The sequence below is a fragment of the Xenophilus sp. genome, assembly GCF_044462705.1.
GTDB lineage: Bacteria > Pseudomonadota > Gammaproteobacteria > Burkholderiales > Burkholderiaceae_C > Xenophilus > Xenophilus azovorans.
This window is the reverse complement of sequence record NZ_JBIQNC010000067.1, coordinates 1-21,598: the sequence shown is the minus strand read 5'-3', so window position 1 is coordinate 21,598 and position 21,598 is coordinate 1. Positions and strand designations below refer to the sequence as shown.

Sequence of the window (21,598 nt, the reverse complement as noted above, 5' to 3'; positions counted from 1 at the left end):
GTTCACCGTCGGCGCGGTGGGGCTGGCCCTGTTCTTCGGCGCCACGGTGCTGATGTCCAGCCTGGTGTTCAGCTTCCAGCGCTACTTCGAGCACCAGATCGAAGAGGGGCGCAAGATCTCGCAGTAGGCGGCAAGCCAGGCGCGGGCCGCGCGCTCAGACCAGGCCGTGGTCGAGGAGGAAGCGCCTGCGCCCCTGCACGAACATCGGCCGGCCGCGGTTGATCAGCGCCCGCACGACCATGGCGCGGGTGTCGGCGTCCACGTCGCTCATCAGCATTTCGCAGTCGTGCTCCAGGTAGATGTCGCGTGCGATCAGGTCGCGCTTGACGATCGGGCAGCCCATCAGGGTGCGGAAGAGCCCGAAGCCGAGGTGCACCTGGCTGCCCTGCGTCACCTCCAGCATGAGCCTGTCGATCAGCGCCTGCCGGGCCAGCGACTCGGCCATCTCCACGGTGAGCCGGTTGTCGGCCACCAGGGTGACGGCCGCTGCCTGGGCCGCCTGCGAGGACTGCGCGCGCCGCGCCTCGTCGGCCGCCTTGCATTGCTGCGCCAGTTGCGCCTTCCTGGCCGCGCGGTAGTTGCCCAGGGTCGGCGCGGCGGAAGGCTCCAGCGCCGGGCGGGCCGCCGCATCCGGCGCGGCCGCGGCGGCATCGTCCACCGCGGGCGCACGCACGGCGACGACGGGCTCGGAAACCGACAGCGGCTCGATCAGCCGCAGGGCCGACATCGACTGGGCCACGAGATGGTCCAGCGGCTGCAGCCGGAACGCGGGGCGCATGACGTTGATCATCGACATCAGCGTGCGCAGGTCCAGCGCGTGCAGGCGCCGCACGAGTTTCTCCGCGCCGTAGACCACGTCGATGGTGAAACCGCAGCGCTTGAGGCAGGCGGACAACCCCACCTCGCCGTGCAGGATGGCGTGGGGACGCAGGTCGTAGGGCCGGTAGCGCTGCCAGAACTGCTGGACATGGCGGTGGCCGAAGACCCGGCCGCCCACCGACAGCGCGTAGGAGCCCAGGTGGTGCGCCTTCTCGTGGTTCTCGAAGGCGCCGGTCACGTCGAACGCGCCGCCGCACAGGTCGCGCACCAGCGCGTCCAGGCGCTCGCCTTTCAGATAGAAGATGCTGTCGTTGAAATACAGCACGCGCTGCGGCCGCAGGCCCTGGGCATGCAGGTGCAGGCTGGCGGCCCGGTAGGCCCCCATGTCGCGCCCCACGTTGCGCCGCACCAGCACCCGGTGCGCACGCTCCAGCAGGCGGTCGTGCTCGCCTGGCGACAGGCGGCCGTTGCACACCACGATGGCATTGACGCCCGCGCGCTCCAGGGCATCCAGCAGGGCCATGAAGTCGGACGTGAGGCCGAACCGCGCGTACTTGACCACGATCGCGTACAGCCCGCCGGCGGCCGGGCGCGACGTCTCGTCGCTGAGGAAGCGCGGGCGCGAGTCCAGCGCCACGCTCGGCCACTGCCGCACTTTCGTCGCGGTGCAGTACCCGACATAGGCCAGGCGGATCGACATCAGCCGAAGCCGGGAAAGCAGCGATGGCATGCGGACTCCTCTTCGCGGAGCCCAGCCCGTGAGCTCTCTGTTAACCTTTGTCAAATAGTGTATCTGGGCGCCTCGCCGGACTCTCCGCGTCCCGCCCTCTTCCCCGCCCGATCCGCTGCGAGCCCATGGACTTCCGAAGCCACATCCGCGCCACCGTCTCCAAGATGCAGCGGGGCATCGAGATCGGTGCGTCCTACGCGCCGATCCTGCCCAAGGCCGAAGGCTATGGCGTCTACGTCGTGGACCACGCCAGCCACGACGAACTGCGCTCGAAGTACGGGGCCATGGGGGTCGATACGTCGCGCATCGAGCCGGTGGACGCCATCGACGACGGGGGCGAATTCACCCAGTTGCTGGAGGACGGCCAGCACTTCGACTACATCGTGGCCAGCCACGTGTTCGAGCATCTGCCGGACCCGATCCACTTCCTTCAGCGCTGCGACCGTGCGCTCGGCGAACACGGCCGGCTGATCCTGCTGATTCCCGACCGGCGCTTCACCTTCGACTACCTTCGCCCGGTGAGCACGACCGGCCAGTTGCTGCGCGCCTATCTCGCCGAGCAGCGCCGGCACGACCCCGGCGCGCTCTACGACCACTACGCCGGCAACGCCACGCGCGACGGCGTCCAGGTATGGGGGGACGCCGGCGGCGGGCACATCGCTTTCGCCGGCATCCCCGCCCAGGGCTATCAGGCTGCCGTGGCCAGCAACGAGGCGTACGTCGATTGCCATGCGTGGGTGTTCACCCCTTCGAGCCTGCGGCTGATCCTGGCCGATCTGCGCGCCCTGGGGCTGATCGGGCTGAACGAGGCCTTCTTCCACGAGAGCATCGGCTGCGAGTTCATGCTGGTGCTCTCGCGGTCGGCCCCCGCCACCGCGCCCGACCGCAGCGAGCTGGCGCGCGAGGCCATCCGGGAGGCCGCGCGCGGCGGCGTGCATACGGCGGCGCCGGCGGCGGGCGGGTTCATCGACGTGCCGGCCGGCTACGTGCGGGAGGCGCCCTCACCCCAGCAAGCCGTGGACCTGTTCGCCGGGCAGTGGGTGTCGGGCTTTCCGCCGGCCGTCGGCGTCCGGGCCGGCGACGTGCCGCTGCATGACGACGCGCGCATGGCATGGCTCCTGGAACGGCTGGGAGGTCGGGCCGGCCTCGACGGCCGCGACGTGCTGGAGCTCGGCCCGCTGGAGGCAGCCCACACGCGGCAACTGCTGGACGGCGGCGCCGCGTCGGTGCTGGCCGTCGAGGCCAACAAGTCGGCGTACCTGCGCTGCCTGATCGCCAAGGAAATCCTGAACCTGGACAGGGCACGCTTCCTCCTGGGCGACTTCAACGCCTTCCTGGAGGCAGACACGCGCCGCTGGCCGCTGGTCGTGGCGTGCGGCGTGCTCTACCACATGGCCGACCCGCTGCGCCTGCTGGAACTGCTGGCCGGCCGCACCGACACGCTGTACCTGTGGACCCACGTGATCGACGACGCGGCCATGCCCGAAGGCGATCCGCGCCGCGCGCCCGTGGCAGGGGTGGTGGCGCGCGCCTGGCGCGACCTGGAGATCCGTCTGCACCGGCGACCCTACGGACCGGTCACCGACGCCCGCTTCTGCGGCAGTGCCGCGGCCGAGCCGATGTGGATGGAGCGCGCGCAACTCCTCGAGGTGCTGGGTCGGCTGGGCTTCGACCACCTGGAACCGGCGCACGAGCAGCCCGACCACGCCGCCGGTCCGGCCCTGTCGATCCTGGCGCGCCGCCCACCTCAGAACGGATAGACGTCCTCGGCGATCTCGTCCATCTCGACCGGCCATTGCAGCGTCGTCTCGGCCACCTTGCGCACCAGCACGCAGGACATCAGGGCCACCGTGTGGGCCTCCCCGAAGTGCGAGGCGATCGTCGCATGGTGCGCGACCACGTAGCCCGTGCAGCCGTGCACCGCCTCCAGGATCTCGAAGCCGGTGGCGCGGTTGAAAAGCGCCTTCCACGCATGGCGCGAGAAGCGGAAGTAGTCGCAGGGCTCCTCGTGCAGCGGCCAGGTCTGCGGCGCCATGACCAGCGCCAGCGCGCCCTGGCGAAGCACCCGGTTCATCTCCAGCGCCACCTTCCACGGCATCAGGAGATGCTCGAAGACCACGAACGACATCGCCGCGTCGAAGGCCTGCAGCGGCAGCAGCCGGCTCATCTGGTGGGCATCGCCGACCACGTCGACATTGGGGCCCTCCATCACGTCCAGCCCGGTGTAGCGCCAGCCGGGCGGCAGGCGGTCGGTGTAGATCGCCCCCGTGCGCGCGCGCGAGCCCACTTCCAGCAAGTGCCCGGGCGGGCGCTCCGACAGCAGGTGGAAGAAGCGGTTCATCAGGGCCACGGACGGGTCTTCCTGGTCGCCCACGCCGACCGGTACGTTCAGCACGCGGCCGTCGTCGGTGTGCACCAGCAGTTCGGCCGTCCACAACGGCTGGGTGTCGGCGCCCACGCTCAGCAGCTCGTCGAAACGGCAGGCCCGGGCGCGCGCGCCGTGGCGGCGCGTCAGGTCGGGGCTGGCCAGGCCGCGCCGCGTGATCTCGAAGACCCGGCCGTCACCCAGGCGCAGCGCCAGCCGCACCACGTCGCCGCGGTCGGGCACCACGTGGCCCGACAGGTGGAGGGTCTGGTGGAAGAAGGAAAACCGCTCGACGCTGCAGCGGACGCCGGCCGTCGGGCTCGTGGGTGAAAGATGGATCATGCGCCGCTGCCGGCCCGGGCCGGGTGGAAGTCTGCGGCGCAGTATGCCAGCGGCCCGCAGCCCCGCGGCTCAGAACAACTGCAGGCTCAGCCAGTAGGCGATCGCCGCCACGAAGGCCGCCGCCGGGATGGTGAAGATCCACGCCCACACGATGTTGCCCGCCACGCCCCAACGCACCGCGCTCATGCGCCGCGTGGAGCCCACGCCGACGATGGCGCCGGTGATGGTGTGCGTGGTCGACACGGGAATGCCCAGCCCGGTGGCCAGGAACAGCGTCAGCGCCCCGCCCGTCTCGGCGCAGAAGCCGCCCACCGGCTTGAGCTTGGTGATCTTCTGGCCCATGGTGCGCACGATGCGCCAACCGCCGAACATGGTGCCCAGCGCGATGGCGGCATAGCAGCTCACCACCACCCACATGGGCGGTGCGCTGTCGGTGGCGGCCGCATGGCCGGTGGCCAGCAGCAGCATCCAGATGATGCCGATGGTCTTCTGCGCGTCGTTGCCGCCGTGGCCCAGGCTGTAGGCGCCGGCGGAGACCAGTTGCAGCCGGCGGAACCAGCGGTCCACGCGCGACGGCGTGGAGCGGCGGAACAGCCACGCCACCGCGACCATCATCACCGAGCCGAGCAAGAAGCCCAGCAGCGGCGAGACGAAGATGAAGGCCACCGTCTTCCAGATGCCGGCGCCCACCAGGCCGCCGGTGCCGGTCTTGGCCATCACCGCGCCCACGATGCCGCCGATCAGCGCATGCGAGGAACTGCTGGGAATGCCGTAGTACCAGGTGACCAGGTTCCAGCTGATGGCGCCGATCAGCGCGCCGAAGACCACATGCACGTCGATCACGTCGGCATGGGCGATGCCCTTGCCCACCGTGGCCGCCACGCTCAGGTGGAACACGAAGATGGCGATGAGGTTGAAGAAGGCCGCGAAGACCACGGCCTGCCCGGGCCGCAGCACGCCGGTGGACACGACGGTGGCGATGGAGTTCGCCGCGTCGTGGAAGCCGTTCATGAAATCGAAGGCGATGGCCAGCGCGACCAGCACCACCACCACCCACAGGGCGACCTGGACCGAAGCCATCGTGCGCTCCCGTCCGCTTCAGGAATTCTCGAGGATGATGCCCTCGATCACGTTCGCCACGTCCTCGCAGCGGTCGGTGATGGTCTCCAGCAGCTCGTAGATGGCCTTGAGCTTGATGACCTCGCGCACGTCGGGCTCCTCGCGGAAGAGCTTGCTCATGGCGCTGCGCATCACGCGGTCGGCGTCCGATTCGAGGCGGTCGATCTCCTCGCAGGTCTTGAGGGTGGCCTCGGCCACCGCCGGGTCGGAGATGCGGCCCAGGTACTTCACCGCGTCCTTCAGCCGGTCGCAGCACTTGACGCTCAGGGTGGTCAGGCGCGCGATCTCCTCGGTCATGTGGCGCACGTCGTACAGCGCCATGGTCTCGGCGCAGTCCTGCATCAGGTCGGCCACGTCGTCCATCGTGTTGATGAGCTTGTGGATCTGCTCGCGGTCGATGGGCGTGATGAAGGTCTTGTGCAGCAGCCGGTTGACGTCGTGCGTCACGCGGTCGGCGGCGCGCTCGGCGTTGTCGACGTCGCGGTTGTACTGCTCGCGCAGGTGCAGATCGCTGTAGTTGGCCACCAGCTGCTCGAAGGCGCGGGCGGCCTCGACGATGCGCTCGGCATGCTGGTTGAACATCTCGAAGAAGTTGCCCTCGCGGGGCAGGAGCTTGCCAAGCATGGCGGCGTTTCCCTACACGGAATTGGCGACAGGGTGATGACACCCACAAACCCGTCGAGTGTAATTTGCCGGCCCCTGCCGGCCGGGCGGGCGGTTCAGAGACGTTCGATGCGCTGGCCGGCGACGGCAGCGAGCTGGCTCGCGGACACCTGCTCCGGCGCGATCTCGGCCAGGGGGCGCAGCACGAAGGCGCGCTGGAACATGCGCGGGTGCGGCAGGACGAGGGCGGGCGTGTCCAGCCGGGCGTCGCCGTGCAGCAGCAGGTCCAGGTCCAGCGTGCGCGGCGCGTTGCGGTAGGGGCGCTCGCGGCCCGCCCCGGACTCGATGCGCTGCATCTGCGCCAGCAGTTCCAGCGGAGCGAGCGTCGTGTCCAGCGCCACCACGGCGTTGATGAAGTCCGGCCCCGAGGCCTCGACCGGCGCGCTGCGCCACAGCGAGGAACGCGCCGCCTCGCGCGTGCCGGGCAGGGCCGCCAGGGCGTCCATGGCCTGCTGCACGGCGGCGCGGGCGTCGCCCAGGTTGGCGCCGATGCCCACGTAGGCGCGCGACGCGGCGGGCGCCGTCGTCACTCGGCCGCGGCGCCGGAGGACGCGCCGGCGTCGGCGCTGCCCGAGCCGCTGCGCGGCTTGCGGCGCCGGCGGCGCTTGCGCGGCGCCGTGGCCTCGCCCGCCTCGCCTTCCACGGGGGCCGGGCCCGTGGCGGCGTCCTGCGCCTCCTCGGGCGCAGCCGTCGCGCGCGGCGTGCGCTGGTGCACGCGCGGGCTGGCCTGGCGCGGGCCGCCGCCCTTGCGCTGCTCGGCGCGCACCTGCTCCATCAGGTCCTGCCGGCGCAGTTCGTCGGCGGTGCTGAACTCCTGCCACCATTCGGCGATGGCCTCGCTCACCTCGCCCACGTCGGCGCGCAGGCGCATGAAGTCGAAGGCGGCGCGGAAGCGCGCCTGCTCGACCAGGCTGTAGGGCGTGCTGCCGCTGCGCTTGTCGAAGCGCGGCTGCATCATCCAGATCTCGCGCATGTCGGCGCCCAGCTTGCCGCGGCCGGAGACGTCGCCGATGCGGGCCTCGAACACCTCGTCGATCGCCTCCTGCAGCGCCGGGAAGGGCGCCATGCCGCGGCGGCCGCCCGGCCCCTCCTGCATGCGCTGCTGCCAGCCCTGGCGCACGTCGTTCCACAGCACACAGGCCAGAAGGAAGCTGGCGGCCACCGGCTTGCCCTCGCCCACCCGGCGGTCGGTGTCGGCCAGCGCGGCCTGCACGAAGGGCTGGTCGGCGCGCTCGACCACCACGTCCAGCAGCGGGTAGATGCCGGTGGCCAGGCCCAGCTTGCGCAGCTGCGCGACGGTGGCCAGCGCGTGGCCCGTCTGCAGCAGCTTGAGCATCTCGTCGAACAGGCGGCTGGCCGGCACGTCGGCCAGCAGCTTCGCGGAGTCGACCAGCGGCGCGGCGGTCTTCTTCTCCAGCTCGAAGCCCAGCGCCGCCAGCTTGGCCGAGAAGCGCACCGCGCGGATGACGCGCACCGGGTCCTCGCGGTAGCGCACGGCCGCGTCGCCGATCATGCGCAGCACGCGCTTGCCGGCGTCGCGGATGCCGTGGTGGTAGTCGACCACGATCTGGCGCGCCGGGTCGTAGTACATGGCGTTGATGCTGAAGTCGCGCCGCGCGGCGTCCTCCTCCTGCGGGCCCCAGACGTTGTCGCGCAGCACGCGCCCGCTGGCGTCCACGGCGTGCTTCATGGCCGCCAGCTCGCTCTTGCTGGTGCGCTCGTTGCCCGCCACGGACTCGGCGGCGCTGGCGTCCATGTAGGCACGGAAGGTGGAGACCTCGATCACCTCGTGCTCGCGCCCGCGCCCGAACACCACGTGCACGATGCGGAAGCGCCGCCCGATGATGAAGGCGCGGCGGAACAGCTGCTTGACCTGCTCCGGCGTGGCGTTGGTGGCGACGTCGAAGTCCTTGGGCTTCAGGCCCAGCAGCAGGTCGCGCACGGCGCCGCCGACGATGTAGGCCTCGAAGCCGGCCTGCTGCAGCGTGGTGACGACGTTCTTCGCCCGCTCGTCCACCAGGTCCGGGTCGATGCGGTGCACGCTGGCGTCGACCTCCTCGCGCTTGCCGAAGCGCGACTTGCCGCGCCCGCCCGAGGCCGGCTTGCCCAGCAGCTTGTCGATGAGTTTCTTGATCACATTCGGTCCATTCGTGGCGCCCCTGGGGGCGCCGGGTTTCATTCGTCTTCCAGCATCGAGCGCACCAGCGGGATGGTGATCGCCCGCTGGGTGCGCAGCGCGTAGCCGTCCAGCGCCTCCAGCAGCGCCATCAGGCTGCCCAGGTCGCGGCTGAAGCGGTGCAGCATGTAGTCGATGACTTCATCCGGCAGCATCACGCCGCGCGCATCGGCCGCCTGGCGCAGCACCGCCCGCCGCTGTGCCTCGCTGGGCACCTGCAGCTGGAACACGTGGCCCCAGCCCAGGCGGGTGCGCAGGTCCTCGCGCAGCGGCAGGTCGGCCGGGGGCAGCGCGCCGGCCGCCACCACGGCGCGCTGCAGCGCCTGCGCCTGCACGAACCAGCTGAAGGCGGCGTGCTGCTGCTCGGCGTTGAAGCGGTCCACGTCGTCCATCAGCACGGCGGCCCAGCGCTCGTCGAAGGGCGGCGGCTGCAGCACCTGCGGCCGCAGCCAGCCGACCGCGGCGCCCTGCTCGCGCAGGGCCTGCGCCGCCGATTCCAGCAGGTGCGTCTTGCCGCTGCCGCCCTCGCCCCACAGGTAGGTGGGCACGGGCGAATGCAGCGCGGCGCCCGCGCCGTCGCCGGCCCACAGCTGCAGGTGGCGCAGGGCGGCCTCGTTGGCCCCCGGGAAGAAGCTGGCGAAGCTCGGCCCCGTCTGCAAGCCGATGTCGAGCGCAAGCTGCTTCATGCCAGGTGGGAACGAGGGGAAAGAACGACCGGGCGGCGCTGGAGCGGGCCCTAGAATCACCGGGAATTCTATCGGGCCGCCTGCTGCTGCCATGCCGGCGCGGTCTTGCGCCCCTTCCTCCTGCCGCCGCCTCCCGCCACCATGACCTCCCCCGCCCCCTCCCCGCTCAGCTACAAGGATGCCGGCGTCGACATCGACGCGGGCGACGCGCTGGTCGACCGCATCAAGCCGCTGGCGAAGAAGACGATGCGCGAGGGCGTGCTGGCGGGCATCGGCGGCTTCGGCGCGCTGTTCGAGGTGCCCAAACGCTACAAGGAGCCGGTGCTGGTAAGCGGCACCGACGGCGTGGGCACCAAGCTCAAGCTGGCCTTCGAGTGGGGCATGCACGACACGGTCGGCATCGACCTGGTGGCGATGAGCGTGAACGACGTGCTGGTGCAGGGCGCCGAGCCGCTGTTCTTCCTCGACTACTTCGCCTGCGGCAAGCTCGACGTCGACACCGCCGCGCGCGTGGTCGGCGGCATCGCCAGGGGCTGCGAGCTGTCGGGCTGCGCGCTGATCGGCGGCGAGACGGCCGAGATGCCCGGCATGTACCCGCCGGGCGAGTACGACCTGGCCGGCTTCGCGGTCGGCGCCGTCGAGAAGTCGAAGATCCTCACCGGCCAGGGCGTGAAGCCCGGCGACGTGGTGCTGGGCCTGGCCTCGCACGGCGTGCATTCCAACGGCTTCTCGCTGGTGCGCAAGGTGATCGAGCGCGCAGGTTCCGACCTGCCCGCCACGCTCGACGGCAAGCCCTTCCGCGAGGCGGTGATGGCGCCCACGCGCCTGTACGTCAAGCCGGTGCTGGCCGCGCTGGCGAAGCACCCGGTCAAGGCCCTGGCCCACATCACGGGCGGCGGGCTGCTGGAGAACATCCCGCGCGTGCTGCCCGAAGGCACGGCGGCGCACCTGAAGAAGGGCAGCTGGCCCACGAGCGAGCTGTTCGCCTGGCTGCAGAAAGTGGCCGGCATCGACGACGTCGAGATGAACCGCACCTTCAACAACGGCATCGGCATGGTGATCGTGATCGACGCCGCCGAGGCCGCCGCCTGCGCCGCCACGCTGCGCGGCGAGGGCGAGTCGGTGCACGAGATCGGCGTGATCGCCCCGCGCGGCGACGGCGCGGCCGTGGTCGTCGCCTGAGCTGCCCGGCCGGGAGCCTGCGCCACGCGCCGCCGCCCACGATGAAGACACCGCCGCCGACGCCCCTGCCCGCGATGGCGCCGACCCGCGAGCAGCCGGCTTCGCGCTGGGTGGCGGGCGCCAGCTACGTGCTGATGGGCGGCGCCCTGCTGGGCATGCTGATGAACCACCTGCTGGTGGGGCTGCTGGCGGTGTGCGTGGGCTTCCTGGCCACCCGCACCTTCGTGCGCGGCGTGGTGCGGCTGGCGGGCCGGCTGATCGCCCGCTTCTCGCCGGCCGACGCCGGGCGCGCGCTGCCCGCGCGCATCGAGGCGTTCATCCAGGCGCTGACCATCGTGGTCGTGGTGGCCGCGCCCATCGCGCTGCTGGCGCTGGGCGTGTCGCAGGCGCGCGAGTACGTGGTCGATGCACCGCAGCAGTACCGTGAACTGCTGGACTACGTGGCCCGCACCATCCTCGAGCTGCGCGAGAAGCTGCCGCCCGACCTGGCCGGCGCGTTGCCGGCGGCGGCGGCGGACGTGCAGCACATGGTGGCCAACTACCTGCGCACGCAGGCCGGTTCGCTGGCGCTGGCCGGCCGCGCCTGGCTGACGGCCCTGCTGTTCGCCTACGTGGGCCTGATCGTCGGCGGGCTGGCCGCGGTGGCCCGGCCGCCGGCCCTGCGGCTGCCGCTGGCGGCGCAGATGCACCGGCGCATCACCGTCTTCGGGCAGGCCTTCCGGCAGATCGTCGCGGCGCAGTTCTGGATCGCCACCTTCAACACGGCGCTGACGGCCGTCTTCCTGCTGTTCGTCCTGCCGTTCTGGGACCTGTACCTGCCCTACACGCCGGCGCTGATCACGCTCACCTTCCTGGCCGGGCTGATCCCCATCGTGGGCAACCTGCTGTGCAACGTGGTGATCACGCTGGTCGGCCTGTCGGTCTCGCCGCTGACCGCGGTGGCCTGCCTGATTTTCCTCATCCTCATCCACAAGGCCGAGTACGTCATCAACGCCAAGGTGGTGGGCAGCCGCACCCACATCGCGGTGTGGGAGCTGCTGGCGGTGATGTTCGCCGCCGAGGCGCTGTTCGGCCCGGCCGGGCTGGTGGCGGCGCCGCTGTTCTACGCCTACCTCAAGAAGGAGCTGCAGGCCGCGCAGCTCGTGTGACATGGCCCTCCCCCAGTCTTCGCGGACTTCGTTCCGCTTCGCCAACCCCCTCACGGGGGCACATCCTGCGGCCCGGCCAAGCCGGTTCCGCGGATGTTCCCGCATGGCCTGCTCCGCGGCCTTCGGAGCGTCGAGGCAACATGGTCGATGCCACCGTCCCGGCGGATGACGAGGCTGCGCTGCTCCACCTGCTGCGCCCTCGCGTAGGCGCGCCGATCCGCCGCGCACCGGACCGCGGCGACGACGCGCGCTGGCACCGGCTGACCCTCGGCGGCCGCCCACTGCGGCTGGCGCAGCCGATCACCTTCACCCCCTACGCCTCGGCGCGGCCCTGCTCGGCGCGCTGCGGCTTCTGCTCCGAGAACCTGCGTCCCGAACGCACGCTGGTGCCGGCGGCACGGCTGCGGCCGCCGCCGGACTATTTCGACGGCCTGGCGCGCGCGCTGGCCGCGCTGCGCGGCGTGCCGATGTCATGGTCGCTCTCGGGGCTGGAGAACACCGACGACGCCGACTGGCTGCTGCGGCTGCTGGACACGCTGCAAAGCGCCGAGCGGCACATCCCGGTGCACGAGCGCGTGCTCTATTCCAACGGCGCCGGCTTCGCGCAGGCGCGCGGCGACGAACTGGGCGAGGCGCTGCAGCGCTTCGGCCTGAGCTGGATCGAGCTGTCGCGCCACCATCACGCGGGCGAGGCCAACCAGGCGATCATGCGCTTCCGCCCCGGCCTGGCGATCGCGCGGCAACCCGTGTTCGAGTCGGTGGCGCGTGCGCTGGCGCGGCGCTTCCCCGTGCGGCTGATCTGCCTGGTGCAGCAGGGCGGCATCGCCAGCCCCGACGACGTGGCGGCGCATCTCGCATGGGCCGCGCGCTGCGGCGCCGGCACGGTGGTCCTGCGCGAGTTCTCGCGCCTCGCCGGCGGCTACCGCGACAACGCCACTGCACGCCACCTGGCCGCGGCGCGCGTGCCCATGGCGCCCCTGCTGCGCGCCTGCCTGGACGATCCGCGCCTGGGCGGGCGCTGGACGCCGCTCGCGCTCACCGAGGGCTACTACTTCCAGAACCTGCGCGTGCGCCTGCCCGAGGGGCTGGAGGTGGTCTTCGAATGGTCGGACTACGCCGCCATGCACCGGCGTCACGCCAGCGGCGACGTCTACAAGCTCGTCTACTTCGCCAACGGCCAGCTGTGCGCCGGCTGGGACCCGGGGCACGAGGTGCTGCTCGATACCGCGCGGCCGGAGGCACCGCATGGATAGCCGAAGCTGGATGCGGCTGGACGACGAGCCGCCGTCGCACCGCCTGCCGCCCGCCCTGGCCACGCACGACCCGCTGGGCGGCCGCGACATCGGCTGGGTGACGCAGATGCAGCCCTTCATCCGCCACTTCAGCCGGCCGGGCGAGGTGGTGTTCGACCCCTTCGCCGGCGCCGGCACCACGCTGCTGGCCGCCCGCATGGAAGGCCGCGAGGCCCTGGGCTGCGAGGTGGACGCGGCGCGCATCGCGCTGATCGGCGAACGCTTCGCACGCCTGGGCCTGCCCGTGCCGCGCGTGCTGCCCGCCTCGTGCGACACGCTGGCCGGCGAGGCCCTGCCGCCCTTCGACCTGTGCCTGACGAGCGTGCCCTACTTCGGCAGCGCCTGGCCCGCCGAGGCGGCGCCCGCGCGGCAGCTCTACGCGAGCGAGAGCTACGCGGCCCACCTGGCGGGCCTGCGCTCGGTGTTCCACCGCGTGCGCGAGCGGCTGCCCGAGGGCGCCTTCTGCATCGCCATGGCGGAGAACCTGCACCTGGGCGGCCGCATGCTGCCACTGGCCTTCGACCTGGCCGGCATCCTGGGCAGCCTGTTCGTGCTGCAGGAGGAACGCGTGATCGTCTACGAACGCCCGCCGCGGCCGCTCGACGCCTTCGACGCGCGCACCGACCGCAGCCACGAGTACGCGCTGGTCTGCCGCAAGGAACGCGAGGCGGTGGACCTGCCCGCCACGGCGGCGCTGCTGGAGGCCCTGCGCGCCGAGGGCCACCGCTTCACCCTCTTCGGCAGCTTCGCGCGCTGGCTGCACGACCCGGCCGGCCCCGCGCCCGCCGACGCCGACATCCGCGTGGACGCCGACGAGGCCGCGCTCGGCGCCCTGCTCGCCAGCCTGGCGGCGCGCGGCTTCGCCATCCGCAGCTGGGGCGAACCGGTCGCGCTGCCGCTGGCGCTGGACCTGTACCGCGGCCGCCACTACTTCCGTGCCGAGCGCATCGACCGGCACGGCGCGCGGGTGCGGCTGGACATCGACTACGAATCGCACCCATGATGTCCTGATCTGACCGGAGATCGTCCGATCGCCGCCGGACACGGGGCCCATCGCGCAGAAGAATCAGGCACCATCCATCTTCAACGCTTCGGAGAGTTTCCGTGAAGACCTGTCTGATTGTGATCGACGCCCAGGAGTCCTTCCGCCACCGCCCCTACTTCACCGAGGCCGACGTGCCGGCGTACCTGGCGGCGCAGAACGCGCTGATCGAAGGCTGCGCCGCGGCCGGCGTCCCGATCCTGCGGATCTTCCACGTCGATGGCCCCGAGACGGCCGACAACCCCTTCGCCGAAGCCTCCGGCCACGTGCGGCCCCTCGCCGGACTGGCCCCGTTCACGCCCGCCGACACCTTCGTCAAGCACCGCCACAGCGCGCTGGTCGGCACCGGGCTGGACGTCTGGCTCGTCCGCCACGGCATCGGCCGCATCATCGTCAGCGGCATCCGCACCGAGCAGTGCTGCGAGACCACCGCGCGCCACGCCAGCGACCTGGGCTGGCAGGTGGACTACGCGCTGGACGCGACGCTGACCTTCGACATGACGCAGCCCGACGGCCAGCCGCTCGCTGCCGCGCAGATCCGCGCGCGCACCGCCACCGTGCTGCACGGCCGCTTCGCCCACGTCTGCACCGCCGCGCAGGCGCTGGAACGCGCCGCGCCCTGAGTACCCACCCCGGAGCACCTGCTTGACGACCGATGCGCCCTCCCCCTTCGCCCGGCTGCCCGCCGGGCCCTGCTACGCCGTGATCTTCTCGTCGCAGCGCAATGCCGAGGACGCCGCGGGCTACGAGGCCACCGCCGGGCGCATGGTCGCGCTGGCCGCGCAGCAGCCCGGCTTCCTCGGGGTGGAGAGCGCGCGCGGGGCCGACGGCTTCGGCATCACCGTCTCGTACTGGGCGAGCGAGGAGGCGATCGCCGCCTGGCGCCGCCACGCCGAGCACACGCTGGCCCGCGAGCAGGGGCGCACGCGCTGGTACGAGGCCTTCCAGCTGCGCGTGGCGCGGGTCGAGCGGGCCTACGGCTCGGCCGCGCCCGAGGAGAGCTGACGCCGCATGGCCCGCCTGCCCGCCGACGGCCCGGCCCCGCCGCTGCCCATCCGGGTCGTCTTCACCCTGCTGCCCGGCAGCCTGGTGCTGGACTGGGCCGGCCCGGCCGAGGCGCTGCGCATCGCCAACCAGTTGCTCGCCGCGGCGGGACGGCCGCCCTGCTTCGACCTCGAGTTCGCCGCGCCCCGGCCGCAGCTGCCCAGTTCGGTCGGGGTGCAGCTCGCGGGCCTGGCGCCGCTGCCCGTGCAGTGGGATGCGCGGCCGGCCTGGATCGTCCTCGTCGGCCAGCCGGGCCGCCGCATCGACGTGGCGGGCGACGACGCGCGCGCCCTGCTGCACTGGCTGCGCGGCCAGCGGCTGGCCGCCGGCCGGCTGGAACTGCTCGCCGTCTGCGCCGGCGCCGTGCTGGCCGCGCACGCCGGGCTGCTGGCCGGCCGGCGCGCCACCACGCACCACCAGCACCTGGACGAACTGGCTGCCGCCGCGCCCGGCTGCGACGTGGTGGCCAACCGCGTCTTCGTCATGGACCCGCCGGTATGCAGCAGCGCCGGCGTCACCACCGGCATCGACCTGGTGCTGCACCGCATCGGCGCCCTGTGCGGCGAGGCATTGGCCGCGCAGGTGGCGCAGACGATGGTGATGCCGCTGCGGCGCGGGCCGCACGACCCGGAGCTTTCGCCCTTCCTCGCGCACCGCAACCACCTGCATGCGGCCCTGCACCGCGTGCAGGACGCGGTGAGCGAACAGCCCCAGGCCGTATGGACCGTGCCGCGCATGGCCGAGGTGGCCCGCACCTCGCCGCGCCACCTCACGCGCCTGTTCGTGGAGCACGCCGGCATCGCGCCGCTGGCCTGGCTGCGGCGGCTGCGGCTGGCGGTGGCGCAGGCCGCCCTGGCCGCCGGCACCAGCGTCACGCACGCAGCCGAGGCGGCGGGCTTCGGCTCCGACACGCAGTTGCGGCGCGCTTGGCGGCAGTTCGGCCTGCCGGGCTCGCCCTCCTCCGCCGCGCAGGGCGGCGGGGCGCCGCGCCGGTAACCGGTTGAGACAAAAGCGCCGCCCCGGCGCCGGGGGCGCTCCTACACTGCCCGACGCCGCCGGCGCGGCGCGCCTGCCTCGCCGCATCCGACGGCCACACGACAAACGACACCAATTCAAGGAGATCCCCCTCATGCCATTCCGCCACAGCCTCCTGGCCAGTGCCCTGGCCCTGGCCGCGCTGGCCGCATGCACCACGCCGCCGCCGGCCGACACGGCGGCGGCCGGCGCGCCCCCGGCGGCAGCGTCCGCCTCTGCCGGCGCACCCGCCACCACGGCGGCGGCACAGGCCGCCAGCGCCGCCTACGACTTCGACATGGACGTGTTCCATCCCGTGGCGGCGCGCAACGGGATGGTGGCGACGGAGCAGGAGCTGGCCACGCAGATCGGCCTGAACATCCTCAAGGCCGGCGGCAACGCGGTGGACGCGGCGGTGGCGGTGGGCTTCGCGCTGGCGGTGGCGCTGCCCAACGCCGGCAACATCGGCGGCGGCGGCTTCATGATGGTCCACGACGCCCGCAGCGGCAAAGATGTCGCGCTGGACTTCCGCGAGATGGCGCCGATGAAGGCCTCGCGCGACATGTACCTCGACGAGAAGGGCAACGTGATCGACGGCAAGTCGCTCTACACGCACTACGCGGTGGGCGTGCCCGGCACCGTCAAGGGCCTGGAGCATGCGCTCAAGCAGTGGGGCACGATGCCGCTGTCGCGCGTGGTCGCGCCCGCCGCGGCGCTGGCCGAGAAGGGCTACCCGGTGAGCGAGACGCTCGCCAAGATCCTGCAGCAGGAGCAGAAGAACATGGGCAAGTGGCCCGCCACGCGCGCCGTCTTCTGGAAGAACGGCGCCCCGCTCAAGCAGGGCGACCTGCTGGTGCAAAAGGACCTGGCGCGCTCGCTGCGGCTGATCGGCCAGCAGGGCGCCAGGGTCTTCTACGAGGGCGAGATCGCCCGCCGCATCGCCGCCGAGATGGCGCCGCATCCCAATGCCATCACGCTGGACGACCTGCGCGCCTACAAGGTGGTGGAGCGCGCGCCCGTGCGCGGCACCTACCGCGGCTACGAGATCGTGACCATGCCCCCGCCCTCCTCCGGCGGCCCGCACCTGGTGCAGATCCTCAACATCCTCGAAGGCTCGCCGCTGGCGCAGTGGGGCGCCAACAGCGCGCGCAGCATCCACCAGATGGCCGAGGCCAGCAAGCTGGCGTACGCCGACCGCTCCGAGTACCTGGGCGACCCGGACTTCGTGAAGATCCCGCTGGCCGGCCTCACCTCGAAGAAGTACGCCGCGCAACTGGCCCAGGGCATCGACCCGAACCGCGCGCGCCCGGCCAAGGAAATCAAGCCCGGCCAGCCGCAGCCCTACGAGAGCAACCAGACCACGCACTACTCGGTGGTCGACAAGGCCGGCAACGCCGTGGCGGTGACCTACACGCTCAACACCAACTTCGGCAGCGGCATCGTCGCCAAGGGCACCGGCATCATGCTCAACAACGAGATGGACGACTTCTCGGCCAAGCCCGGCGTGGCCAACGCCTACGGCCTGATCGGCGGCGACGCCAACGCCGTCGCGCCCGGCAAGCGCCCGCTGTCGTCGATGACGCCCACGCTGGTGCTGCAGGGCGGCAAGCCGGTGCTGGTGACGGGCAGCCCCGGCGGCGCGCGCATCATCACCACCGTGCTGCAGACCGTGCTCAACACCATCGACTTCGGCATGAACCCGGCCGAGGCCGCCTCGGTGCCGCGCGTGCATCACCAGTGGACGCCGGACGAGCTGCGGGTGGAGAAGGGCCTCTCGCCCGACACCGTGGCGCTGCTCAAGCAGCGCGGCCACAACGTCGCCGTCAAGGCCAGCATGGGCCGCACGCAGACCATCCAGATCCGCGACGGCATGCTCTACGGCTACTCCGATCCGCGCAATCCGGACGGCAGGACGCTGGGGTACTGAGCGCGGGCCCAGGAGGCCGAAGCCCGGGCGCCGGCGCCGGGCTTCGGCCTCAGAGTTTCATCTTGGCCGCGAGCTGTTCGATACAGGGCTCGACATACGCCGCCAGGCCGGCCTTGATGCCTTCTGCGTTGTTCGCCACAAGCCGGTCGAGGGGCTGCGTCGGTGGTGTCTTGGTCGGAATGCAGCGCGCTTCGGCGATCACGGCCTTCGAGCGCGCATCGATCAATCGCGCCCAGGTGATGCTCATCACGAAATAGTTCGAAGCGTCTTCGCGCTTGTGATTGATGCCATAGACCTGGCTGCGCACGTCCAGAATGTTCTGCACCGAATTCAAGCCCGCCTGCGCGCCGATTAATTAAAAAATCCCGAATAGAATCAGCAAAAATCCAATAAAATATCTTTTGCGATTCTGTCATTTTTTTTGTACTCGGCATCAGATGGGCCACGAGGATTTGCCATACGCATTCTATTTTTTTATTTCACCAGAGAGACTCCAAGGACTGTAATATCCAGATAGCGCCCCGGAGGAGATATTCCAATTTCTAAAGCTGTCGCTCCCCCATAAGAGTGGTTGAACCCCAATACAGCGTTAAAGCGCCCAAAAACTGGAATTGACACACCACCCTGCGTTCCATGTCCGCCGAGAAAACCACTAGTTCCCTGCGCGTCATTTACGCCAAAAATATATCCATAATTTATGGAGCCAGAAGGTTTGTACCTGGGGTCTTTACTGAAAATATTAACACCACCACCAACGAAGGTCGTGCCATCATATAAATTAATTGCCGCGCTTCCTCCAGCAGTATGCAACCCTGGATTTAACGACATATAGTCAGGCAGCAATCCACGCCCTTGCGATATCCCTATTCCAGCGTTTGCATTTGCACACATATGGCTCATACAGCTTGACGGAAGGTTTATTTGGGGTGGCCCATACGTCATCCCCGCCGTATTGAACTGATATGCCCCGTTCGTATTGGTGGTGATGAAGTTCATGAGCGCTGGCGGCGGCGCATTGGGCAGCACCTCCTGGAAGGACGATGACGCAGTGCTGCCGCCCTGCGGCCGTACACGCAAGCCCGCGTCATAGGCCATGTCCCCCGCCAAGTTGCCGGTGGGCGAGTTACTGCCCAGCTATGCGCCGGTCATGCCATAGACCTGCTGCGTTGCGGGCGACACGCTTCCATTGGCGTTGCGCCCGTTGCTCCAGCGCATGGCGTCCAGAATGTCTTGCTCTGAATACGGCCCTACGTTTGCAAGCGCAGCGGCCGTTTTGCAAGACCCGCGAGCATCGCTCTCATTGATTCAAATCAAAGCATAAATAATTAATCCCAAAAAAATGCTATACAAAAAAACATAATATCCCCAATAGAAGATTTTTTGCTTTTTGCTCATTTTTTTATAATCTTCCCTTGTCGGGCCAGGAAATGTCATGATTTAATTCTATTTATTTATTTGCGAAGTAAATCCCCATGGACTGTAAAACACAGTCAATCCACTAGGCGGCATTACGCCAAACTCAACAGCGGTTGCGCCTCCATACGAATGATTTAATCCCAAGGTCAAATTAAATCTTCCAAATACAGGGATGGAAATACCGCCTTGAGAGCCTGATCCACTGAGAAAATTATTGACACCTTGAGCGTCATTGACGCCAAAGATGTAACCTGCCGCAAATCCACCTGACGGCCTAAAACCAGGGTTCACATTGGCAATACTCACACCGCCCCCGGCATAGACAGATCCGTCATATAAGCTGACAGCCCCCGCGCCGCTGAGAGTATGAGCGCCGGGATTGAAGGCCATATAGTCTGGCAACAACCCTCGTCCTTGTGAACCGGCCAATCCAGCGGCACACTCAGCAGTCGAACATCTTCCTCGATCCGGTGTCGGGCTCGGCCCATACGTCATCCCTGCCGTATTGAACTGGTATGGCGAGCTTGCCCCACCCGTGTTGGTCGTGATGAAGTTCATCAACTCCCTGGACGGCGCAGGCGGCAAGACCCCTCCGAAGGACGTTGAACTGCCGCCCTGCGGTCGCACGCGCAGTCCCGAGTCATAGGCCATGTCCCCCGCCAAGTTGCCGGTGGGCGAGTTACTGCCCAGCGATGCGCCGGTCATGCCATAAACCTGCTGCGTTGCGGGCGACACGCTGCCATTGCTGTTCTGCCCATTGCTCCAGCGCATGGCCGCCAGGATTTCCTCCTCGGAGTACGGCCCTCGGCTTGCGAGCGCAGCGGCCATGTTGCGATCGTTCGGGTGCAGGATGCGTTGTTCGCAGCCGCATTCAACCCCGCCTGCGCGTCGATCTGCACCGCCTGGCGCCCGGCGATGGTGCCCGAGACGTTGTTCAGATCGGCCCCAGCGGCGGTGAGCTGCAGATTCACCCGCTGGCCCGACAGCAGCGCGCCGTTGCCGTCGATGTCGCTTCAAGAGGACTCATCTACTTTGGTGCTCTGGTGCTCTTCTTGCTCATATTGGCGTTTAAATTTATTAAAATCGAAAAGAACTCCTACCCCGTAAATAACGCCAAAACAGCAGCCCAACCCCAAAATAACCAACGAAAAAGTCCAAGTCGATGTAGCAGTAAAGCTAGTTTGAATACCTACGCCGATATAACTTATCAAGCAAATTATTCCTGCAAATACCGCCATCGAGAGCGCGTAAAATGAAACCAACTTTACTCGCCGCAAAGGTACAAATTTATTCAACTCCCAAAGATCAGGCTCCAACATAAGAGGAATCCAATCAAAATTAAATGGAATTCCTGGCACATTACTGGCGGGTTTTTTCATTGGCTTCTCCTGATCGCCAGTTTTATTGAGGATTGCTGCGCCCGAAGATAGGGGTATTCCACCAAGATGTTCCGCCATTCACATTAGTCACAGCGGATCCGCCCTGATTAACTGATCGTCCTACGATTTGGGAACCTAACAATGCTGTGCCTACATTACCCCAAGTGGTTGGAACCCACTGATTCGCCAGACCGAAGTACGCATTACCAACGAGCTTGGTCGCTCCGCCCAGGGATCCACCCAAGCCAGCCCAAAAGACACTGCCCGGCGTTGCAGTTGATGGATGCAGCAAGCCCTCGCCTGCTACACCAATAAGCGCCCCTCCGCCCGCGGATGCGAGCCATTGCCCGCCCGTCACCCCCGCCACCCCTCCTGTCAATGAGACCGTCTGCGCCGTCACCCCCGCATTCACCAAGACAGGCAAGCCGAGACCGCCCGCGAGCGGCGCCCCAACCACCAGTCCAACCGCCCCCAACGTGTTGAGTTGCTGCTGATCCTGCGCCTGATTGATGGGGTTGCTGGGATTGCGGCCCGCTCCGTACAGCACACACTCCGTTGTGACACATGGGTAGTACCGGGGGTTGCTCCCCGTATCTGCACTCGGCCCATACGTCATTCCTGCCGTATTGAACTGGTATGGCGAGCTTGCCCCACCCGTGTTGGTCGTGATGAAGTTCATCAACTCCCTGGACGGCGCAGGCGGCAAGACCCCTCCGAAGGACGTTGAACTGCCGCCCTGCGGTCGCACGCGCAGTCCCGAGTCATAGGCCATGTCCCCCGCCAAGTTGCCGGTGGGCGAGTTACTGCCCAGCGATGCGCCGGTCATGCCATAAACCTGCTGCGTTGCGGGCGACACGCTGCCATTGCTGTTCTGCCCATTGCTCCAGCGCATGGCCGCCAGGATTTCTTCCTCGGAGTACGGCCCTCTCCTTGCGAGCGCGGCCGCCATGTTGCGATCGTTCGGATGCAGGATGCGATTGTTCGCAGCCGCATTCAACCCCGCCTGCGCGGCGATGTTGGCGCCTGCGGCGTTGCCGGTGACGAGCACCCCGGCCAGGCCCGCAAAGGTCTGGCTGAGGTTGGCGATCTGATCGGGAGGCACGAGCTGATTCTGTGCCCAGCCGGCCACGGTCTCCCCCACCACCGCACCGATGGCCCCTGCCCCGCAACCCGAGCCGCCGCTGGTGCCGCCTCCCGCACCAGCCCGCCCGGCCCCGACCACGCAGCCCGCCACCGCATGCGCCACCGCATTGG

The 21,598-nt window shown here is 69.1% G+C and carries 21 protein-coding genes; 9 read left to right on the top strand and 12 right to left on the bottom strand.

The window, feature by feature from the left end; all coding sequences use genetic code 11:
• Nucleotides 1-154: 154 nt before the first annotated feature.
• A complete protein-coding gene (locus tag ACIY1X_RS12205; RefSeq protein WP_051954088.1) occupies nucleotides 155-1,549 on the bottom strand; it encodes a hypothetical protein in 1,395 nt (464 codons plus the stop codon).
• A 125-nt stretch (nucleotides 1,550-1,674) separates the two neighbouring features.
• On the opposite strand from ACIY1X_RS12205, the gene ACIY1X_RS12200 reads away from it, so the two are divergent.
• A complete protein-coding gene (locus ACIY1X_RS12200; RefSeq protein ID WP_084217490.1) occupies nucleotides 1,675-3,309 on the top strand; it encodes a class I SAM-dependent methyltransferase in 1,635 nt (544 codons plus the stop codon).
• On the opposite strand, the gene ACIY1X_RS12195 is transcribed toward ACIY1X_RS12200, so the two are convergent.
• From ACIY1X_RS12195 to hda, 6 genes are all read right to left on the bottom strand, one after another.
• On the bottom strand, nucleotides 3,297-4,256 hold the full coding sequence (locus ACIY1X_RS12195; RefSeq protein WP_038217812.1) for a class I SAM-dependent methyltransferase: 960 nt from the start codon (nucleotides 4,254-4,256) through the stop codon (nucleotides 3,297-3,299). The genes ACIY1X_RS12200 and ACIY1X_RS12195 overlap by 13 nt on opposite strands.
• Before the next feature lie 69 nt (nucleotides 4,257-4,325).
• Nucleotides 4,326-5,336, bottom strand: a complete 1,011-nt coding sequence (locus ACIY1X_RS12190; protein WP_038217806.1) for an inorganic phosphate transporter — start codon at nucleotides 5,334-5,336, stop codon at nucleotides 4,326-4,328.
• 18 nt (nucleotides 5,337-5,354) lie between these two features.
• Nucleotides 5,355-5,999: a DUF47 domain-containing protein gene (locus ACIY1X_RS12185; RefSeq protein ID WP_038217802.1), complete on the bottom strand. Its 645-nt coding sequence runs from the start codon at nucleotides 5,997-5,999 to the stop codon at nucleotides 5,355-5,357.
• A 95-nt stretch (nucleotides 6,000-6,094) separates the two neighbouring features.
• The gene (folK, locus tag ACIY1X_RS12180) at nucleotides 6,095-6,568 is read right to left on the bottom strand and encodes a 2-amino-4-hydroxy-6-hydroxymethyldihydropteridine diphosphokinase (RefSeq protein ID WP_399680824.1); all 474 of its coding nucleotides are present in this window, start codon (nucleotides 6,566-6,568) and stop codon (nucleotides 6,095-6,097) included.
• Entirely contained in the window at nucleotides 6,565-8,175 is a 1,611-nt protein-coding gene (gene pcnB, locus ACIY1X_RS12175; RefSeq protein WP_399680822.1) for a polynucleotide adenylyltransferase PcnB, read from the bottom strand. Before pcnB ends, folK begins: the two co-directional genes overlap by 4 nt.
• A gap of 38 nt (nucleotides 8,176-8,213) precedes the next feature.
• Entirely contained in the window at nucleotides 8,214-8,900 is a 687-nt protein-coding gene (hda, locus tag ACIY1X_RS12170) for a DnaA regulatory inactivator Hda (protein ID WP_038217794.1), read from the bottom strand.
• A 141-nt stretch (nucleotides 8,901-9,041) separates the two neighbouring features.
• On the opposite strand from hda, the gene purM reads away from it, so the two are divergent.
• The 8 genes from purM to ggt all read left to right on the top strand — a co-directional run bounded on the left by purM (nucleotide 9,042) and on the right by ggt (nucleotide 17,549).
• Nucleotides 9,042-10,082 carry a phosphoribosylformylglycinamidine cyclo-ligase gene (gene purM, locus ACIY1X_RS12165; RefSeq protein ID WP_038217791.1) on the top strand — a complete coding sequence of 347 codons (1,041 nt, stop codon included), beginning with the start codon at nucleotides 9,042-9,044 and terminating at the stop codon, nucleotides 10,080-10,082.
• Between the two features lie 41 nt (nucleotides 10,083-10,123).
• Nucleotides 10,124-11,230 carry an AI-2E family transporter gene (locus ACIY1X_RS12160; RefSeq protein WP_399680820.1) on the top strand — a complete coding sequence of 369 codons (1,107 nt, stop codon included), beginning with the start codon at nucleotides 10,124-10,126 and terminating at the stop codon, nucleotides 11,228-11,230.
• 140 nt (nucleotides 11,231-11,370) lie between these two features.
• The gene (locus tag ACIY1X_RS12155) at nucleotides 11,371-12,483 is read left to right on the top strand and encodes a hypothetical protein (protein WP_399680818.1); all 1,113 of its coding nucleotides are present in this window, start codon (nucleotides 11,371-11,373) and stop codon (nucleotides 12,481-12,483) included.
• Nucleotides 12,476-13,525: a DNA methyltransferase gene (locus tag ACIY1X_RS12150; protein ID WP_038217783.1), complete on the top strand. Its 1,050-nt coding sequence runs from the start codon at nucleotides 12,476-12,478 to the stop codon at nucleotides 13,523-13,525. The genes ACIY1X_RS12155 and ACIY1X_RS12150 overlap by 8 nt, the downstream gene beginning before the upstream one ends.
• A 101-nt stretch (nucleotides 13,526-13,626) precedes the next feature.
• The gene (locus ACIY1X_RS12145; RefSeq protein ID WP_399680816.1) at nucleotides 13,627-14,187 is read left to right on the top strand and encodes an isochorismatase family protein; all 561 of its coding nucleotides are present in this window, start codon (nucleotides 13,627-13,629) and stop codon (nucleotides 14,185-14,187) included.
• 22 nt (nucleotides 14,188-14,209) lie between these two features.
• Nucleotides 14,210-14,569, top strand: a complete 360-nt coding sequence (locus tag ACIY1X_RS12140; protein ID WP_038217772.1) for an antibiotic biosynthesis monooxygenase — start codon at nucleotides 14,210-14,212, stop codon at nucleotides 14,567-14,569.
• Between the two features lie 6 nt (nucleotides 14,570-14,575).
• Nucleotides 14,576-15,604, top strand: a complete 1,029-nt coding sequence (locus ACIY1X_RS12135) for a GlxA family transcriptional regulator (RefSeq protein ID WP_051954087.1) — start codon at nucleotides 14,576-14,578, stop codon at nucleotides 15,602-15,604.
• Nucleotides 15,605-15,737: 133 nt separating this feature from the next.
• Entirely contained in the window at nucleotides 15,738-17,549 is a 1,812-nt protein-coding gene (ggt, locus tag ACIY1X_RS12130) for a gamma-glutamyltransferase (RefSeq protein WP_038217768.1), read from the top strand.
• Between the two features lie 49 nt (nucleotides 17,550-17,598).
• Here the strand turns inward: ggt and ACIY1X_RS12125 are convergent, their stop codons facing one another.
• The 5 genes from ACIY1X_RS12125 to ACIY1X_RS12105 form a co-directional block, all read right to left on the bottom strand.
• Nucleotides 17,599-17,883, bottom strand: coding sequence for a hypothetical protein (locus tag ACIY1X_RS12125; protein ID WP_038217766.1), 285 nt, complete (start codon nucleotides 17,881-17,883; stop codon nucleotides 17,599-17,601).
• Between the two features lie 140 nt (nucleotides 17,884-18,023).
• Nucleotides 18,024-18,545, bottom strand: coding sequence for a polymorphic toxin type 22 domain-containing protein (locus ACIY1X_RS12120; RefSeq protein ID WP_169748372.1), 522 nt, complete (start codon nucleotides 18,543-18,545; stop codon nucleotides 18,024-18,026).
• Between the two features lie 447 nt (nucleotides 18,546-18,992).
• Nucleotides 18,993-19,793, bottom strand: a complete 801-nt coding sequence (locus ACIY1X_RS12115) for a polymorphic toxin type 22 domain-containing protein (protein WP_399680813.1) — start codon at nucleotides 19,791-19,793, stop codon at nucleotides 18,993-18,995.
• A gap of 185 nt (nucleotides 19,794-19,978) precedes the next feature.
• Nucleotides 19,979-20,344 carry a hypothetical protein gene (locus ACIY1X_RS12110; RefSeq protein ID WP_399680811.1) on the bottom strand — a complete coding sequence of 122 codons (366 nt, stop codon included), beginning with the start codon at nucleotides 20,342-20,344 and terminating at the stop codon, nucleotides 19,979-19,981.
• A 22-nt stretch (nucleotides 20,345-20,366) separates the two neighbouring features.
• A partial coding sequence (locus ACIY1X_RS12105; RefSeq protein WP_399680809.1) for a VENN motif pre-toxin domain-containing protein occupies nucleotides 20,367-21,598 on the bottom strand: 1,232 nt, incomplete at its 5' end.